The 17574-nt window shown below is 63.5% G+C and carries 18 protein-coding genes and 1 tRNA gene; 15 read left to right on the top strand and 4 right to left on the bottom strand.

From position 1 onward, the window contains the following. Positions 1–71 precede the first annotated feature (71 nt). The 3 genes from yidC to rpmH are packed head-to-tail and all read right to left on the bottom strand — an operon-like array spanning position 72 to position 2534. Positions 72–1910 carry a membrane protein insertase YidC gene (gene yidC / locus C8N35_RS02635; protein ID WP_107988056.1) on the bottom strand — a complete coding sequence of 613 codons (1839 nt, stop codon included), beginning with the start codon at positions 1908–1910 and terminating at the stop codon, positions 72–74. 16 nt (positions 1911–1926) lie between these two features. Beyond that, on the bottom strand, positions 1927–2376 hold the full coding sequence (rnpA, locus tag C8N35_RS02630) for a ribonuclease P protein component (protein WP_245926633.1): 450 nt from the start codon (positions 2374–2376) through the stop codon (positions 1927–1929). A gap of 23 nt (positions 2377–2399) precedes the next feature. Then, on the bottom strand, positions 2400–2534 hold the full coding sequence (rpmH, locus tag C8N35_RS02625; RefSeq protein WP_107988055.1) for a 50S ribosomal protein L34: 135 nt from the start codon (positions 2532–2534) through the stop codon (positions 2400–2402). A 582-nt stretch (positions 2535–3116) separates the two neighbouring features. Between rpmH and C8N35_RS02620 the strand changes: the two genes are divergently transcribed. The 5 genes from C8N35_RS02620 (at position 3117) to C8N35_RS02600 (ending at position 8185) form a co-directional block, all read left to right on the top strand. Then, complete coding sequence (locus C8N35_RS02620) at positions 3117–3923, top strand: TVP38/TMEM64 family protein (protein ID WP_107989029.1); 807 nt, start codon at positions 3117–3119, stop codon at positions 3921–3923. Next, complete coding sequence (locus C8N35_RS02615; protein ID WP_107988054.1) at positions 3920–5350, top strand: dihydrolipoyl dehydrogenase family protein; 1431 nt, start codon at positions 3920–3922, stop codon at positions 5348–5350. The genes C8N35_RS02620 and C8N35_RS02615 overlap by 4 nt, the downstream gene beginning before the upstream one ends. A 40-nt stretch (positions 5351–5390) precedes the next feature. After that, a complete protein-coding gene (locus tag C8N35_RS02610; protein ID WP_107989028.1) occupies positions 5391–6932 on the top strand; it encodes a sensor histidine kinase in 1542 nt (513 codons plus the stop codon). A gap of 201 nt (positions 6933–7133) precedes the next feature. Further along, a tRNA-Arg gene (locus C8N35_RS02605) sits at positions 7134–7210 on the top strand. A 168-nt stretch (positions 7211–7378) separates the two neighbouring features. Next, the gene (locus C8N35_RS02600) at positions 7379–8185 is read left to right on the top strand and encodes a class I SAM-dependent methyltransferase (RefSeq protein ID WP_107988053.1); all 807 of its coding nucleotides are present in this window, start codon (positions 7379–7381) and stop codon (positions 8183–8185) included. Between the two features lie 61 nt (positions 8186–8246). Here the strand turns inward: C8N35_RS02600 and phnF are convergent, their stop codons facing one another. Further along, a complete protein-coding gene (gene phnF, locus C8N35_RS02595; RefSeq protein ID WP_107988052.1) occupies positions 8247–8999 on the bottom strand; it encodes a phosphonate metabolism transcriptional regulator PhnF in 753 nt (250 codons plus the stop codon). A gap of 331 nt (positions 9000–9330) precedes the next feature. On the opposite strand from phnF, the gene phnG reads away from it, so the two are divergent. The 10 genes from phnG (at position 9331) to phnE (ending at position 17541) form a co-directional block, all read left to right on the top strand. Next, a complete protein-coding gene (gene phnG, locus C8N35_RS02590) occupies positions 9331–9762 on the top strand; it encodes a phosphonate C-P lyase system protein PhnG (protein WP_107988051.1) in 432 nt (143 codons plus the stop codon). Then, positions 9759–10379, top strand: a complete 621-nt coding sequence (gene phnH, locus C8N35_RS02585) for a phosphonate C-P lyase system protein PhnH (protein WP_107988050.1) — start codon at positions 9759–9761, stop codon at positions 10377–10379. The genes phnG and phnH overlap by 4 nt, the downstream gene beginning before the upstream one ends. A gap of 3 nt (positions 10380–10382) precedes the next feature. Further along, the gene (locus C8N35_RS02580) at positions 10383–11486 is read left to right on the top strand and encodes a carbon-phosphorus lyase complex subunit (protein ID WP_107988049.1); all 1104 of its coding nucleotides are present in this window, start codon (positions 10383–10385) and stop codon (positions 11484–11486) included. Continuing rightward, positions 11483–12385, top strand: coding sequence for an alpha-D-ribose 1-methylphosphonate 5-phosphate C-P-lyase PhnJ (locus C8N35_RS02575; RefSeq protein WP_107988048.1), 903 nt, complete (start codon positions 11483–11485; stop codon positions 12383–12385). Before C8N35_RS02580 ends, C8N35_RS02575 begins: the two co-directional genes overlap by 4 nt. A gap of 29 nt (positions 12386–12414) precedes the next feature. Further along, on the top strand, positions 12415–13191 hold the full coding sequence (phnK, locus tag C8N35_RS02570) for a phosphonate C-P lyase system protein PhnK (protein WP_107989027.1): 777 nt from the start codon (positions 12415–12417) through the stop codon (positions 13189–13191). A gap of 3 nt (positions 13192–13194) precedes the next feature. Continuing rightward, positions 13195–13905 carry a phosphonate C-P lyase system protein PhnL gene (phnL, locus tag C8N35_RS02565; RefSeq protein WP_107988047.1) on the top strand — a complete coding sequence of 237 codons (711 nt, stop codon included), beginning with the start codon at positions 13195–13197 and terminating at the stop codon, positions 13903–13905. After that, a complete protein-coding gene (locus C8N35_RS02560) occupies positions 13902–14531 on the top strand; it encodes a DapH/DapD/GlmU-related protein (RefSeq protein ID WP_107988046.1) in 630 nt (209 codons plus the stop codon). The genes phnL and C8N35_RS02560 overlap by 4 nt, the downstream gene beginning before the upstream one ends. A gap of 190 nt (positions 14532–14721) precedes the next feature. Beyond that, positions 14722–15567 carry a phosphonate ABC transporter ATP-binding protein gene (gene phnC / locus C8N35_RS02555; protein WP_107988045.1) on the top strand — a complete coding sequence of 282 codons (846 nt, stop codon included), beginning with the start codon at positions 14722–14724 and terminating at the stop codon, positions 15565–15567. 56 nt (positions 15568–15623) lie between these two features. Further along, positions 15624–16625, top strand: a complete 1002-nt coding sequence (phnD, locus tag C8N35_RS02550; RefSeq protein ID WP_107988044.1) for a phosphonate ABC transporter substrate-binding protein — start codon at positions 15624–15626, stop codon at positions 16623–16625. A 100-nt stretch (positions 16626–16725) separates the two neighbouring features. Next, entirely contained in the window at positions 16726–17541 is an 816-nt protein-coding gene (gene phnE, locus C8N35_RS02545; protein ID WP_107988043.1) for a phosphonate ABC transporter, permease protein PhnE, read from the top strand. Positions 17542–17574 lie beyond the last annotated feature (33 nt).

Below are 17574 nucleotides of genomic sequence, written 5' to 3'. Positions count from 1 at the left end.
GGATCGCCTCTACCTGATCATGTTCGCGAACTCCTCTGGGATCGTCGGGTCGGCTGCGGCGTGGTGCGCCGTCAGCTCTTTTCCGGCGCTTTCTTGTCGCGCTTGAACATGCCCGCGATGTTGCCGAACAGCTCCACCTTCACGCCCTGCCGCCGCATGATGACATACTGCTGCAGGATCGACAGCGAGTTGTTCCAGGCCCAGTAGATGACGAGGCCGGCGGGGAACGAACCCAGCATAAAGGTGAACAGAACCGGCATCCAGTTGAAGATCATCTGTTGCGCGGGCTCGGCCGGCGTCGGGTTCATCTTCATCTGGAAGAACATCGTGATGCCCATGATGATGGGCCAGATGCCGATCATCAGGAAGTGCGGGGCATCCCAGGGCAGGTAGCCGAACAGGGTGAACACCGATGTCGGGTCGGGGGCCGAGAGATCCTGGATCCAGCCGAAGAACGGAGCGTGCCGCATCTCGATGGTGATGTAGAGCACCTTGTAGAGCGAGAAGAAGACGGGGATCTGCACCACCACCGGTATGCAGCCGGCAAGCGGGTTGATCTTCTCGCTCTTGTACAGCTCCATCATCGCCTTCTGCTGCTGCGCCTTGTCGTCGGCGTAGCGCTCGCGGATCTCCTTCATCTGCGGCTGCACCTTCTTCATGCGGCTCATGGAGACGTAGGACTTGTTGGCGAGCGGGAAGAAGATGAGCTTGACGACGACGGTCGCCAGTAGGATCGCGATGCCGAAGTTGCCGACCAGCTTGTAGAAGAAGTCGATCATGTGAAACATCGGCTTGGTGATGAAATAGAACCATCCCCAGTCGATCATCAGGTCGAAATTGTGCAGGCCGTACTGCTCGTCATACCTGTTGACGATCCCGACTTCCTTGGCACCGGCGAAAAGCCGTGCCTTCGCCTCGGATGTGCCGCCAGCGGGAACGGTGATCGCATCGCCCAGAAAGTCGGCCTGGTAGCCGTCGACACCGGGAATATAGGAAAAACGCGGCTGGAATTCGCCGTCCACGCTCTCCGGCAACAGCGCCGCGGCCCAGTATTTGTCGGTGATGCCGAGCCAGCCGTCCTTGATCTTGCCGCCGCGGACCGCCTTCTCCTCCTTGAGGTCCTTGTATTTGACCTCCTTCAGGCCTTCGTCGCCAAAGACGCCGATCATGCCTTCGTGCAGGATGTAGAAGTTTGCCGTGTGCGGCGTGCCGTGCCGGGAGATGAGGCCGTAGGGATACAGTTTCACAGCCTCGCCCGTGGTGTTCTCCACGGACTGGGTGACGGTGAACATGTAATCCTTGTCGACGTCGATCGTGCGATGGAAGACCAGGCCCTGACCGTTGTCCCAGCTCAGCTTCAGCGGATTGGTTTCGGTCAGCGGGCCGGAACTCGTCTGGGTCCAAAGGGTCTGGGAATCGGGAAGCGCGACATTGGCTGCCGGATCGGCGGCCCAGTCGAATTCGGCGTAGTAGGGGGTCTGGCTGCCGGACGGCGAGAACAGCGTGATGGTCGGGCTGTTGTCGTCCACCGTCTCGCGGTACTTCACCAGATGAATGTCGTCGATGCGCGCGCCGCGCAGATTGATGGAGCCGGAGAGGCTCTCGGTCTTGATTTCGACGCGCGGCGACGCGGCGAGCGCCTGTTCGCGGCTCATCGCGGCGTCCGGCTGTGCTGTCGCACCGGCACCGGGCGCCGGAGCGATGCCCTGGGCGACGCCTGGCGCGGGCTTGGAGGAAGTCGGCACCGCGCTTTCGCCTGCGTCCGCCTGCGTGGTAGCGGCGTCCTGCTGGGCAATTTCCTGCTGCTTGCGCTGTTCCTCGATCCGGGGCTGGACGATCAGGAATTGCCAGCCAAGGAGGATCGCCAACGAGAGCACGATCGCGATGATGTAGTTCTTGTTCTCGAACATGCCTCTGGTCTCACCGTTACTCTGATTTCGCCCTTGGCGCGGTGGTTGGCTCGCCGCTGCGTCCGGGCGCGCGGCGATCCGGTTGCGGACCGTCCTGTCCGTCAGCGGGAGTTCTGGCGTCCTTATGCACGCGGGCAAAGCCTGCGGCCAAATCCTTTTTCAAATCGGAAAAGGAAATATCGAGTGCCGCGCGCCGACCGATGAGGACATAATCGCAAGCGGGCCTGGCTGCAAACGGCGCGACGTCGCGGATGGCCGCTCTCAGACGTCGCTTGATGCGATTGCGTTCCACGGCATTACCCGTCTTCTTTGTGACGGTGTAGCCGATCCGCGGCAAGTGGCCGCTGTCGCGGTCGCAGAGTGCTTGCAGCACGAAAGCGCGCCGAGGTGCCCGCACGCCCTTGGCGACTGCGAGAAACTCGGAGCGCTTCTTCAGCACAGGCATAGAAAACGGCGGTGCGATCATCAGCTATCCGCCATGCTCAAGCCTCAGGCGGAAAGCCGCTGACGGCCCTTGGCGCGACGGCGATTGATAACCTGACGGCCATTCTTCGTGGCCATGCGGGAGCGAAAACCGTGGCGGCGCTTGCGGACAAGACGGCTCGGCTGATACGTGCGCTTCATTGTTTCCCACCGCGCCGGACGCGGCCCTTGACTTAAAACTGACTAGACGATCGGTGTTCGGCTGAGGATGCGCCCGGCGCGCTCCGTCAAGCGCACGTTCCAATCGGACAGGGGCACGTAGCGTACAATACCGCAGCCGGAAAGAACCGGTCGGGCGACAGGTCCTGATGGAGCGCGCTTATACGGGCGGCGGCCGGCTAAGTCAACGCAAACGGATGCCGAACATTTCCGATTGTCGCGTGCGTCTTCGAACCCGATGGTCGGACGAGGCGAAATGGTGTGATCGAGAGCGTCTCCGTCGCGGCGTTCGCCGAACCTCCACACCGCTCCCTGTTGGCTCACAAGCGCTTGATGTTCTTCAAATGCGTAATCAATTCCGGGTGAAGACATCCGATTGAACGCGCGCACGACACCTATGATCTCTAGATAGGGGAGGTCGTGCGACAGAACGAAGCTGTTTCCCGCGCCTGTTTTCCGGTTCTTCGTTGACCCACAATGCTGCGGTGGAGAGACGGCAGCCGTGGCTTGCGGCGGATGGCGGATGAACATTTTCAGGCCAGCATGCGGAAAAAGGGAGGCCCGATGCCGAGACGAGACCAGGCGGAGCCGGCCGCGCAGGGCCCATCTCCAGGCTGTGTGAAACCGTCCACATGGAAGCGCTGGCTCCCGCTTGCGGTTCTTCTCGCGCTGATGGTGCTCGGGTTCGCGCTCGGTTGGCACAAGTATCTTTCCCTTTCCGAACTCATCCGCAATCACGCCGCCCTCGCGGCCATGGTGGAGCAGCACCGGATTGCGGCTCTCGGCCTTTTCTGCGCTGTTTATGTTGCCGCCGTCGCCTTGTCGTTTCCCGGAGCCTCTCTGCTCACGATGGTGGGCGGACTTCTCTTCGGTGCTCTCGCGGCCGGGGCGATCACGGCATTCGCGGCCACGATCGGCGCCGTGATCATCTTCCTTGCCGCACGTACTTCGCTTGGTCATGCGTTGAAGGAGCGCGCCGGTTCGATGGCGGCGCGTCTGGCGAAGGGCCTGCGTGAAGATGCGTTCAACTATCTCCTCTTCCTGCGTCTGACGCCGATCTTTCCGTTCTGGCTGGTCAATGTGGCGCCTGCGCTCGTCAACGTGCCGCTTCGCACCTATACGCTGGCAACCTTCATCGGGATCCTTCCGGGAACCTACGCCTATGCCTTTCTCGGCTCCGGGCTCGAAAGTCTGATTGCCGCACAGGAACGTGCCGATCCCGGATGCGCGGCAAGAGGGTCCTGCTCGATAGATCCCTCCGCCCTTGTCACCCGGCAGATGATCATCGCCTTTGTCGCGCTCGGCATCGTCGCTCTCATTCCGGTTGTCACCAAGAAGTGGCGCCGCTGGCGCGCGGGAGACGGCACATGACGTCGCGGCTTCTCACCCCCGATATCTGTATCATCGGCGCAGGGTCCGGCGGCCTCAGCGTGGCGGCTGCCGCCGCCGCTTTCGGTGTCGAGGTCGTGTTGATCGAGAAAGGGCGCATGGGAGGCGATTGCCTCAATTATGGCTGCGTGCCGTCCAAATCCCTCATTGCCGTCGCCGCCCTCGCACATGATGCCCGGTCGGGGCGGGCGCTCGGTTTGAATGCGGGCGAGCCCGTGCTCGATTACGGCCTGACCCATGCTCACATCCACGATGTCATCGCCACGATCGCACCTCATGATTCGGTCGAGCGATTCGAAGCGCTGGGCGTGACCGTGCTCCAGGACCACGCCCGTTTCGTGGACGAGCGGACGGTCGAGGCCGGCGAAGTCCGCGTTCGCGCCCGCCGCTTCGTCATCGCGACAGGTTCATCCCCGGCCGTTCCTCCGATCCCGGGCCTCGATACGGTCGGCTCTCTGACCAACGAAACCATCTTCGATCTGAAGACGCGCCCCGATCATCTGATCATCATCGGGGGCGGCCCGATTGGTATCGAACTGGCACAAGCCTATCGCCGCCTCGGCGCGCAGGTGAGCGTGGTGGAGGCTGCAACGGTTCTCGCGCGCGAGGATCGGGAAGCCGCCGCTGTCGTGCGTGCTGCTTTGCGGGACGAAGGTGTCGCCCTGCACGAAGCGACGAAGGTCGTGCGGGTGGAGACGGATGAAGCCGGTATCGCGGTTATCGTCGAAGCGCAGGAAGGCGAAGGCAGGCTTTCCGGTTCGCACCTGCTCGTCGCCGTGGGGCGGACGGCTAATACCGAAAGTCTCGGTCTCGATGTGGCAGGCATTGATCATGACAAGCGCGGCATCCAGGTCGATCAGGCCATGCGAACCTCCAATCGCCGTGTCTATGCGATCGGAGATGTGGCAGGCGGGCTGCAGTTCACCCATGCGGCGAACTATCATGCGGGGCTGGTCGTTCGAGCCATTCTATTCCGTCTGCCGATCCGCAACAGGCCCGTTCTGGTGCCGCGCGTCACCTACAGCGATCCCGAACTCGCACATGTCGGGTTGAGCGAAGCCGAAGCGCGCGAAAGCCATGGTGATTCGCTCAAGGTGCTGCGCGCGCCTTTCGCGGAAAACGACCGCGCCCGCGCCGAAGCGCGCACGGAAGGCTTCGTCAAGCTGGTCGCAGACCGGCGCGGCCGCATTCTGGGGGCCACCATCGTCGGCGACCGGGCGGGAGAACTGATCGGTCTCTGGTCGCTTGCCGTTTCCCGGCGCCTGAAGGTTTCCGCGATAGCCGGTCTGGTCCTGCCCTATCCGACGCTGTCGGAAGCGGGCAAACGCGCGGCGGTCTCGTTCTACACCGACAGTCTCGATAACCCGTGGGTCCGGCGGCTGGTTCGTTTCCTGCGCATCTTCGGATAAGGTGGTGTTATCGCTTCACAAGACGCGCTTGAAGTTTGCCATGCCCGACGCAGCCGAAACACCTCGCTCTGCCGACGACGCGGTCGCCCGTGGGCGCTCGCGTCGTGTCGGGCTTTCAGCAAAGCTGCTGATGCTCACCGTCAGTTTCGTGATGGTGAGCGAAATCCTGATCTTCGTGCCCTCAATCGCGAACTTCCGGAACAACTGGCTGGGCGACAAGCTGCGGACCGCCGGCGTCGCGGCGGCGGTCCTTGCCGAGTCCGATGTGATCTCTCCCTCCCTCCAGACACGCCTGCTTCATGCAACCGGCTCGGACGCGATCGCGCTCAACGATGGCCCGACGCGGCGGCTCATTGCCATGGGGGCCATGCCACCCATGGTGGATGATGTCGTGAACATGAGCGCGATGGACGCCTCCACGGCGATTCTGGAGGCTTTCGATACGCTGATGAACGGAGCCCATCGGACGATTCGCATCGTCGGCGAGGCCGAGATGGGTATGAGCGGCTCCATCGAGATCGTGATGTCGGAGGCGCCGTTGCGCACGGCGATGCTTGGTTTCTCCGTGAGAATCCTCGGTCTGTCGCTGGTGATTTCGATCATCACCGCCTCACTCGTCTACATCTCGTTGCGTTGGCTCTTCGTGCGGCCGCTGCAGCGTTTGTCCGCCAACATGGCGGATTTTGGCGAGATGCCTGAGGATGCGTCGCGTGTGATCTCACCCTCCGGACGCACCGACGAGATCGGCGAGGCGGAAGAGCGGCTCGCCACCATGCAGGCGACGCTGGGTCAGACACTCCATCAACAGCGACGGCTTGCCGATCTCGGTCTCGCGGTCTCAAAGATCAACCACGATCTGAGGAACCTGCTGGCGTCCGCCCAGCTTTTTCTGGAGCGGCTGGAGACGAGCTCCGATCCGCTGGCTGCCCGGCTCGCCCCCAAGATCGTCTCCACCCTCGACCGTGCCGTCGGGTATACCCGCGCCGTTCTTGCCTACGGACGCGCACAGGAAGCGCCGCCGGCCCGCCGGCTCGTGCATCTTGCGCGAATCGTCGATGACGTCGGCCAGGTGCTCGGACTCGTCGAGCACGAAACGATCGCGTGGGAAAACCAGGTCTCCGGCGAGATGGAGATCTACGCCGATCCCGAACAGATTTTCCGCGTTTTGATGAATATCTGCCGCAATTCGGTGCAGGCGCTCCAGGGCGAGGGCGACCCTGCCGTTGTCAAGCGGCTTTGGGTTGCTGCGGAGCGTGAAGAAACGGTGGTGACGATCCGCGTCGCGGATACCGGACCGGGTGTTCCGCCCGCCGCCCGCGCCAATCTTTTCCGGGCCTTCCAGTCCTCGGTTCGCCCCGGGGGCACCGGTCTGGGCCTTGCGATCGCGGCCGAACTGGTGCGCGCGCATGGCGGAGAGATCGCTCTGGAGGATGTCGGGCCCGGTGCGTGCTTCCGTATCATTCTGCCCGAACGGTCGTCCGAACTGACCAGATCGCGGTCGGTCCCAAATGGAGGGCGCAAGACGGAACCTGAAGCTCTGAACAGCTCCGACGAGAGCGCCGTGGTATTGCGGCAGGGGTGACGGGCATTGGACTGCCTGGCGGGATTTCCACAGGCAAACCCGCAAGTTGCGTGGCAAAGCAGAATTCGCGTCCTGCACTCTTGCAATCACGCTTTTTAGGCAGTAGGAGTAGCGCCCTGTTCGGGACCTCTTCGAGTGCGCCGAACAAGACAGGCGGATGTCTCTCATCCGCCAGCGGCTCGGGTGAAAAGCCCGGGATATGCGCCGGTAGCTCAGCTGGATAGAGCACCAGACTACGAATCTGGGGGTCAGGGGTTCGAATCCTCTCCGGCGCACCATTCCCTCAACAATAGCCGCCTTGTCCTTGTGAACGACGTTCGAGTCGTGTTTGGGCAGCTGCGGAGCACTTCGTTATTCGAGACGCCGGGTAGACCGATACCTTCGTTGTCGAGTGCGGCGAAGATCTGCGGGCGGGTTCTTGCCGTATGCTTGCAGGAGCGGAAGCGATGACGAAAAAAGCAATCTCCGACTATACAGCCGCCAACCGGGCGGTGTGGGAAGCCTCCGCTCCGCTTCATGAGCAGGGCGCTCAGTGGGACGCCCTTCTTGCGCAGGCCTCCACCCCCGAATTTTCCGTCCTCGACAGCCACCTCACGAATACGCTCCGTGCCCTGAACCTTGCGGGTGGAACGGCATTTCAGGTCGGTTGCAACAACGCGCGCGAGCTTTTGTCGCTGCGGGCTTTGGGGCTCGTGCCGAAACTGGGGATCGACCAGTCTGCGGCCTTCCTTTCGCAGGCGGTAAGGCTGGCGTCCGCCTGCGATGCCGAGGTGAACCTGGTCGAAGCCGACGTTTATGACCTTCCGCCGGGGCTCGGTACATTCGATCTGGGCCTGATCACGATCGGCGTTTTGAACTGGATGCCGGACTTGCCCGCGTTTTTCCGGATCGTGGCGGATCTGCTGGCCGATGGGGGAAGGCTGGTCATTTACGAGACGCACCCCATCCTGGAGATCTTCGACCCCGCCGGCGCCACGCCGCATGAACCGGCCTTCAGCTATTTCGATAGCAGCCCCCAGAAGATCGAAGAGATCATCACGTATGACGGGCAGGATCACGGCAAGGGTGAAACCGGCTACTGGTTTTTGCACACCATGGGAGACATCGTGACGGCCTGCGCGAAAGCGGGACTGCGGATCGCGGAGCTGACGGAATATCCGCACAGCAACCGGGAGCCGCAATATGACCTCTACCAGGGTCGGGCAGCGCAGATCCCCATGTGCTACTGCCTGGTTGCGGCCAAAACGGCCTGACTGAAAAGCCGTCGAGCGTCGCGGCGGCGAAACCGCGGAACGAAACGTCATGCGTGTCGCGTCAGCTCTCCACCGTGAGCTGGACGCGTTCCGCCGCAAAGCGCGTGCGGGCAACCTGGATCGGCTTGCCGTCGCTGTCCACGTTCAGCACTGCCGTGACGAGTACCGGGGCATCCGCCGGGATCTGCAGCAATCGTGCTTCGTCCGGCTCCGCGATTCGGGCCGAAATGTCCGTGCGGGCGCGGGAATAATCCGTCACGCCATGGGCGGCGAGCGCCTTCGTCACTGAACCGGTCTCGGCATAGTGAAGCACGAGATCGGGAAAGCGGGCGGCTGGAAACCAGGCGGTTGAAACCGAAACCGGGATGCTGTCGGCCACATGCAGCGTCTCGATCCTGTGCACGGTGGCGCCTGCGGGCAATTGCAGCTTGTCGGTCAGCCAGGGAGCTGCCGTCTCGCGAAACGAGGCGATCAGTCGGCCTCCCGGCTCGCGGGCCTGATGGGAAATGATCTCCGAAAATCGTGTGCGCGAACCGATCGGATAGCTGATCGGGGCGCTTTCCACGAACGTTCCGCGGCCCTGGCGCGACGATACCAGCCCCTCGTTGGCCAGTTCGCTCACTGCCCGGCGAATGGTATGCCGGTTGACGCCGAAGCGCTGGGCAAGCTCCGCTTCCGCAGGCAGTTTCGCGCCCTGTCCCCAGACACCCGCCCGAATATCTCCCTTCAGCCGCTCGGCAATCTGCCGCCACAGCGCCACGCCGCCGCTGCGTTCCATCGAAATGGCGCTCGTGCCGTCATCCGTCAGCGTCATGGCCAAATCCTCTCCTGACCGCCAGCATCTGCGTGCCGCTGGTACCCGTCCCATAGCCCGCACAACGCTTTCTGTCATCGCTGCGTCATCGAATATCGATAGGACTTGTGTTGAAAGATATGCTTGTATAGATGATTATACAAGTTGGCGCTGAAGAGTGCCGGGGATCGGATTGAATTGCCGCGCATGCGGCTGGTCCGCGTCCCTCGCCAACGGCGGAGTCCATGTCCCGGTGCGCGACGAAACGGGGGTGCGGTTCCAAGCCGTACTTCGCCCGGATGCGGCCAGACAGCGCGGCCAGACAGCGTGGCCAGACGGCAGGAGGTTTTCGATGATGCGACAGGAGGCGATGGGGGTTCTTGCCCGCGCCAATCTTGAGGAATTGCGGGGCGCGCTCGGTGCCTGGCCGGAGCCGCCGGATGCGGAATCGCTGCGCGGTCCCGAGGCTGGCCTCATCATGCTGCGTGGACGTGCCGGCGGTGGTGGGGCGCCGTTCAATCTCGGCGAGGCGACCGTCGCGCGCGCGACCGTTCGTCTTTCCTCCGGCGAGGTCGGGTTTTCCTGCGTCCTTGGTCGGGATCTGGAAAAGGCGCGCCTCGCCGCCCTCTTCGATGCCCTTTGGCAGCGTGAGGCGGAGGTCGTCGACATGCATCTCCTGACGCTTGTGCGGGAACGCCTCGCCGGCCAGATCGAACGCACGGCGGAGGAGACCGCCGCCACCCGCGTCAACTTCTTCACCATGATACGCGGAGAGGACGAATGACCGGCGCAACCCAGGCCGATACCTATTCCGGCGGTTTTCGCCAGCCGGTGTTTGATGCGCAGGGCGTGTTCCGCGTGGCGCTCGACGCCCTCGCCCGTCCGGGCAGGATCATGCCGCTTGCGGCCCGCACGAAACCGCCCCGGCCGATGCCACCACTCCTCGCGGATATCCTCAGCGCGCTGGCCGATCAGGATACCTCTGTCTTTCTCTGCCCCGCGCTTCTCGCCAAGGCACCGTCCGCTGCCGGCTGGGTGCGCTTCCAGACAGGAGCTGCGAACGTGAAGAACCCGGCGGAGGCCGATTTCGTGGTCGCAAGCCATCCGGAAAACCTGCCGCCGCTCTCGCAACTGAGCCCGGGCACACCGGACTATCCTGACCGGTCCGCGACGGTGCTCGTCGCCGTGCCGGGCTTTGACGGCGGGCTGCCGGTCACCCTGTCCGGCCCTGGCATCAAGGACAAGATCGCCTTTTCTCCGGACGGCATGTCACGCGGGCTCTGGCAGCAACTCGTCGCCAATCATGCGCTCTATCCGCGTGGGATCGATGTGATCTTCGTCGCAGGCGAAGCGGTCGTCGGGCTGCCGCGTTCCACGCGGATCGAGATAGGGGAGGTGTAGTCCATGTATGTCGCCGTCAAGGGTGGCGAGCGCGCCATTCGCAACGCTCACCGTTTGCTCGCCGACAAGCGCCGCGGGCCCCGCAACCTCCCCGACATCACGCTCGAACAGATCGCATCCCAGCTCGCGCTCTCGGTCGATCGGATCATGGCGGAAGGTTCGCTCTATGACCGTGATCTGGCGGCGCTTGCGATGAAGCAGGCGCGGGGTGATCTTATCGAGGCAATCTTCCTGGTTCGCGCCTACCGCACCACCGCGCCGCGCTTCGGTTTCTCCGAGCCCATCGACACATCGAAAATGAGCATCGAGCGCCGCGTCTCCGCCACCTTCAAGGATCTGCCGGGCGGCCAGCTGCTGGGCTCGACCTTCGACTATACACACCGTCTTCTCGACCCGACGCTGCAAGGCGCCGAGATAGAGCAAGCCGCGCGCGCCGACGTGACGGACGAGGATCGGCCCATGCCGCGCGTCACCGATCTGTTGGCGCATGAGGAGCTGATCGAGGGCGACGGCGAGGCGGAAGAAGGAGCGGAGGTCGGCGATCTCACCCGCGAGCCGCTGTCGTTTCCCGCCGAGCGCGACCTGCGCCTCCAGACGCTGGCACGCGGGGACGAAGGTTTCCTGCTGGGCCTGGGCTATTCCACCCAGCGCGGCTATTCGCGCACTCATCCCTTCGTCGGCGAGATACGCGTCGGCATGGTCGAGGTGGAAATCGAGATCCCCGAACTCGGTTTCACCGTCTCCATCGGCGAGATCCAGGTGACCGAGTGCCAGATGGTCACCCAGTTCCAGGGCTCGGCCAAGGCGCCGCCGCAGTTCACCCGCGGCTATGGCCTGGTCTTCGGGCAGGGCGAGCGCAAGGCCATGGCCATGTCGCTGGTCGACCGGGCGCTCAGGGCGCGCGAATTCGGCGAGGACGTGGTGGCGCCCGCCCAGGACGAGGAATTCGTGCTGTCGCATTCCGACAACGTGCAGTCCACCGGCTTCGTCGAGCACCTGAAGCTGCCGCACTACGTCGATTTCCAGGCGGAACTGGACCTCGTGCGCCGTATGCGCCGCGAATACGAGGACCGCACGGCGGACGAAGGCAAGGAGGCCGCGGAATGAACGAGACAGCCGCAATCGACGCGAAAGACGCTGCCCCCGTCTACAACTTCGCCTATCTCGACGAGCAGACGAAGCGGATGATCCGTCGCGCGCTTCTGAAGGCCGTCGCGATCCCCGGCTATCAGGTGCCCTTCGCCAGCCGCGAGATGCCCATGCCTTACGGCTGGGGGACGGGCGGCGTTCAGGTCACGGCCTCCGTGCTGGGGCCCGACGACGTTCTCAAGGTCATCGACCAGGGCGCCGATGACACCACCAACGCCGTCGCCATCCGCGGCTTTTTCGAGAAGACGGCCCGCGTCGCCACCACGACGGTGACCGAGGAAGCGACGGTCATCCAGACCCGCCACCGCATTCCCGAAACCCGGCTTGGCGCCAACCAGATCCTCGTCTATCAGGTGCCGATCCCGGAGCCGCTGCGCTATCTTGAGCCGCGCGAGGTGGAAACCCGCAAGATGCACGGGCTTGCCGAATACGGCCTCATGCACGTCAAGCTCTACGAGGACATCGCGAAACACGGCCACATCGCCGCGACCTACGCCTATCCGGTGAACGTCAACGGTCGCTACGTGATGGACCCGTCCCCGATCCCCAAGTTCGACAACCCGAAGATGGACGATTGCGAGGCGTTGCAGCTGTTCGGCGCGGGCCGCGAAAAGCGCATCTATGCCATCCCGCCGCACACCTCCGTCGTCAGCCTCGATTTCGAGGATCATCCCTTCAAGGTGCAGGAGTTTTCCGAGCCCTGCGCGCTGTGCGGCTCGCGCGGCGTCTATCTCGACGAGGTCATTCTGGATGACCGGGGCGGGCGGATGTTCGTCTGCTCCGACACTGATTACTGCGAGCGCCACAGGCCTGAAGACGGTACCGCCCCCGTCGCTGTCTGGGAGGAAGAACGATGAACGAGCATGTCGAAACCCCGCCCGTGGCGATCGAAGACCTGCCGCTGCTGCGCGCCTCCGGTCTCACCCGTTTCTACGGCGACCGGATCGGCTGCCGCGATATCTCGCTGTCGCTCTGGCCCGGCGAAGTTCTGGCGATCGTCGGCGAGAGCGGATCGGGTAAGACGACGCTCCTGAACTGTCTCGCCTCGCGCCTTGTGCCCACCGCCGGCTGCGTCGAATACCGCATGCGCGACGGCACGGTGCGCGATCTCTTCCGCATGTCGGAAGCCGAGCGCCGGGTGCTGATGCGCACCGACTGGGGGTTCGTCCATCAAAACCCGATCGACGGCTTGCGCATGTCGGTCTCCGCCGGCGCCAATGTCGGCGAGCGACTGATGGCGGTCGGTGCCCGTCACTATGGCAAGATCCGGGGTGAGGCGGAGCACTGGCTGGAGCGCGTCGAGATCGCAACCGATCGCATCGACGACGATCCGCGCGCCTTTTCCGGCGGCATGCGCCAGCGCCTGCAGATCGCGCGAAATCTGGTCACGAACCCGCGCCTCGTCTTCATGGACGAGCCGACCGGCGGGCTTGACGTTTCGGTGCAGGCCCGCCTGCTCGATCTCATCCGCCAGCTCGTCGCCGATCTCGGTCTCGCGGTGGTTCTCGTCACCCACGATCTTGCCGTCGCCCGGCTTCTCTCCCATCGCATGATGGTGATGAAGGGCGGCGTGATCATCGAGCAGGGCCTCACAGACCGCATTCTGGATGATCCGCGCGAGCCCTATACGCAGCTTCTCGTCTCCTCCATCCTGCAGGTGTAGCCCATGCCCTCCCGTCTCATTCTCACCGATGTCGGCAAGAGTTTCGTCATGCACCTGCGCGGCGGGGTGACGATCCCGGTCATCTCCGGCGTTTCCTTTTCCATCGACGCGGGCGAATGCGTCGTGCTCGGCGGCCCGTCCGGCATCGGCAAGAGCTCGATCCTGAAGATGATCTACGGCAACTACGGCGTTGAGGCCGGCCAGATCATCTGCGCCTGCGAGAGCGGCAAGCTCATCGACATCGCCTCGGCCGATGCCCGCACCATCCACGCGCTGCGCCGCCGCACGCTCGGCTATGTCAGCCAGTTCCTGCGCGTCGTCCCGCGCGTCTCCGCGCTCGACGTGGTGGCCGAGCCGCTGGCCGCGCAAGGCGCAAGCCACGAGGAGGCACGCCGTCGCGCGGCCGAACTGCTCGCGCGCCTCAACCTGCCTGAAGCGCTGTGGGACCTGCCGCCCGCCACTTTTTCCGGCGGCGAACAGCAACGCGTGAACATCGCTCGCGGCTTCATCACCGATCACGCCATCCTGCTGCTCGATGAGCCCACCGCCTCGCTTGACGCGCAGAACCGTGCCGTGGTCATCGATCTCATCGCGGAAAAAAAGAAGGCCGGCGTCGCCATGCTCGGCATCTTCCATGACAAGGATGTGCGCGAGGTCGTGGCCGATCGCGTCATCGACGTCGCGACCTTCTCAAGACGGAGCAACGCGGCATGACGAAGCTGTCCGAAACCCCGAGCGTCCACGAAAGCGCTGAGGTCGTCGCCTCCACGCTCGGGCGTTACACCGCCGTGGGCGAGCGCTGCCAGGTCAGCGAAAGCACGCTCGGCGACTATTCCTATCTCGTGCGGGACTGCGAGATCTGGGCCTCCGACATCGGCAAGTTCTCCAATATCGCCAGCCACGTGCGCCTGAACGCTACCAACCATCCGATGGAGCGCGCGACGCTCCATCACTTCACCTATCGTGCCGGCGACTATTTCGACGACGCGGAGCACGAGGCCGATGTTTTCGCCCGGCGTCGCGCCAACCGGGTGCGGATCGGGCATGATACCTGGATCGGGCACGGCGTGACCGTGCTGGCCGGTGTTACGGTCGGCAACGGTGCCGTGATCGCCGCCGGTGCCGTGGTGAACCGGGACGTGGCGCCCTACACCATCGTCGGCGGGGTGCCGGGCAAGCCGATCCGCCGCCGTTTCCCTCAGGAGATCGCCGATCGGCTCGAAGCGCTGGCGTGGTGGGACTGGTCGCACGAGAGCCTGCGGCTTGCCCTCGACGACTTCCGGTATCTCCCGATAGAGGCATTCCTCGATCGTTATGAGGCCAATCCGCCTGTAGATTGACGTAGTGGAGGTACTGGGCGATTTGTCGTGTTGCTGAAGTTCATCAACAAGTCGTTGGAAGTTAAATCGGAATCGGTGCACGTGATTATTTTACGGCATCGTTTTCAACAGTCACTCAACCGTCACAAAAGCGAGACATGGCTGAAACAGATTGGCGCTAACCACAGTGGGCAAAACACGGGATGCTCACATGGTTGCCGTATCGATTGACGGACTGACGAAAACCTTCGGCCGCAAGCGCGCTCTCAATGGCGTCAGCCTTGAAATACCCGCGGGAGAAATGGTGGCGCTCATCGGTGCGTCCGGCTCCGGCAAATCCACTCTCATCCGTCATATCGCGGGACTTGAACGCGGGGATGCCGGGTGCATCGCCATTCATGGTCGCGAGATCCAGTCCGCCGGCCGGCTTTCCGGCGAAGCGCGCGACATGCGCCGCTCGATAGGCGTCATTTTCCAGCAGTTCAATCTTGTCGACCGCCTGCCTGTCATCACCAACGTCCTGGTCGGCTTTCTCGGCCAGATCAACCGCCTGCGCGGCACGCTGGGCTTCTTCTCCCGTAATGAAAAACACATCGCGATGCGCGCCCTTCACCGCGTCGGCATCTGCGAACAGGCCCGCCAGCGCGCGTCCACGCTTTCCGGCGGTCAGCAGCAGCGCGCCGCGATTGCCCGTGCGCTCGTTCAGGGCGCCCGCCTGATGCTCGCCGACGAGCCGATTGCCTCCCTCGATCCGGCGTCTGCCCGCCGCGTCATGGAAATTCTGGCCGGTATCAACAAGGAAGACGGCATGACCGTCGTCGTTTCCCTGCACCAGGTCGAATATGCGCGTCGCTACTGCCCGCGCACCATCGCCATGAAGGACGGAGCCGTCGTCTATGACGGTCCCTCCGTGGCGCTCGATACGGCCTTCTTGAAGGAACTCTACGGCGAAGCTTCCGATGAGCTGATCCTGCCGGATGCCCCGGTCTCCGATCAGCCGCGCGAGCGTCCCGTCGTAGCAATCGGCTCCGGCGCACCGGCGCTGGCAACTGCCTGACCGGAAACGTCGGGTCCATTCGTCCACATGCCCAAACCGTCCAGATGGAGGACAGCATGAACGCGTTTTTCAAGGGTGCCGCCGCGGCCGCACTCGCCCTTTCGCTCGGTACAGCGGCTCACGCCGCGGAGACGACCGAAATCAATTTCGGCATCATCTCCACCGAGTCGCAGCAGAACCTGCGCCCGCAGTGGGATCCGTTCCTTGAGGCGATGGAGAAGGCGACGGGCCTGAAGGTCAATGCCTTCTTCGCCTCCGATTATGCCGGCGTCATCGAAGGCATGCGCTTCGGCAAGGTCGATGCCGCCTGGTTCGGCAACAAGTCCGCGATGGAAGCCGTCGACCGCTCGGATGGCGAGGTTTTCGCCCAGACCGTCGATGTCGACGGGAACCCGGGTTACTGGTCGCTGCTGCTGGCCCACAAGGACAGCCCGATCAACTCGCTCGACGACGTGCTGAAGTGCGACAAGTCGCTGAACTTCGGCATCGGTGATCCGAACTCCACCTCGGGCTTCCTGGTCCCCACCACCTTCATCTTCGCCAAGAACGGCGTTGATCCGAAGACCTGCTTCAAGACAGTGCGCAACGCCAACCACGAGACCAATGCGCTCGCGGTTGCCAATGGCCAGGTCGATGTCGCGGCCAACAACACCGAGAACCTGGCGCGCATCGAAAAGACCAACCCGAAGGCCTTCGCCAACATCAAGGTTATCTGGAAATCGCCGCTGATTCCGGCCGACCCGATCGTGTGGAACAAGAAGCTCGACCAGGCGACCAAGGACAAGCTCTACACGTTCTTCATGAGCTACGGCCGCCTCGGCTCCCCGGAACAGGTCGCCATGGCCCGCAAGGTGCTGTCCGGTCTCGCCTGGGCACCGTTCAAGCCGTCCTCCGACGCCCAGCTCTACCCGATCCGGGTGATGGCCCTCACCAAGGACATGTTCAAGATCAAGGCCGACGACAAGTTCTCCGACGAGGAGAAGGCCGCCAAGCTCAAGGAGCTGGCCGTGGAAAAGGCCAAGTACGAGAAGCTGATGGAGACCATTCCGCAGGTCTGATCCTGCGAGATGATGCTTGATCCCGGCGGCGGCGCGACAAGCGCCGCCGTTCGCGCTCCGACAGTTCGAATGACCCGCTTTCCTTGCACCCGGACCTCTCATGACGATATCGAACCACGCTTCCGTGCCCGAGACGATCGCCTTGCCGCCGAAGGAATTCTCGCGCACGCTCTACGCCTATGTCGTGTGGGGTGGTCTTGCTCTCGCCCTGTTGTGGAGCTGGGCGCCGGCGGAAATGGACCGCGTCACCTATCTCTTCAGCGATTCCGGCAACATGGTCGAATACGCCTCGGGCTTTCTCACCCCGAACTTTCATGACTGGGACTACTACGTCCAGGAAATGATCCTCACGGTGCAGATCGCGCTGTGGGGCACCGTTCTTTCCATCTTCTTCGGCATTCCCTTCGCGATCCTGTCTTCCTCGAACGTCGCGCCGATCTGGATCGTCCAGCCGGTGCGCCGGCTGATGGATGCCTGCCGCGCGATCAACGAGCTGGTCTTCGCCGTGCTCTTCGTCGTCGCCGTCGGCCTCGGGCCCTTTGCCGGCGTCATGGCGCTCTTCGTTCATAATCTCGGCATCATCGCCAAGCTGTTTTCCGAGGCGGTGGAGGCGATCGACCCCTATCCGGTTGAAGGCATCCGCGCGACGGGGGCGTCCAAGCTGCAGGAGATCATCTATGGCATCATCCCGCAGGTGGCGCCGCTCTGGATCTCCTTCTCGCTCTACCGCTTCGAGACGAACGTGCGCTCCGCGACCGTTCTGGGCGTGGTCGGGGCCGGCGGCATCGGGCAGATCCTGTTCGAGTCGATCCGCGGCTTCTACTACGGCGAAACGGCGGCGATCCTGATCATCGTCGTCATCACGGTCACGGTGGTCGACCTGCTGTCGCAGCAGCTTCGCAAACTGGCGATTTGACGGGTGTGTCCCCAGTGCGATGCTGGCTAAGGA

Source organism: Breoghania corrubedonensis, from assembly GCF_003053845.1.
GTDB classification, from domain to species: domain Bacteria; phylum Pseudomonadota; class Alphaproteobacteria; order Rhizobiales; family Stappiaceae; genus Breoghania; species Breoghania corrubedonensis.
The sequence above is the reverse complement of the archived record's forward strand: the minus strand, read 5'-3'. Positions and strand labels throughout refer to the sequence as shown.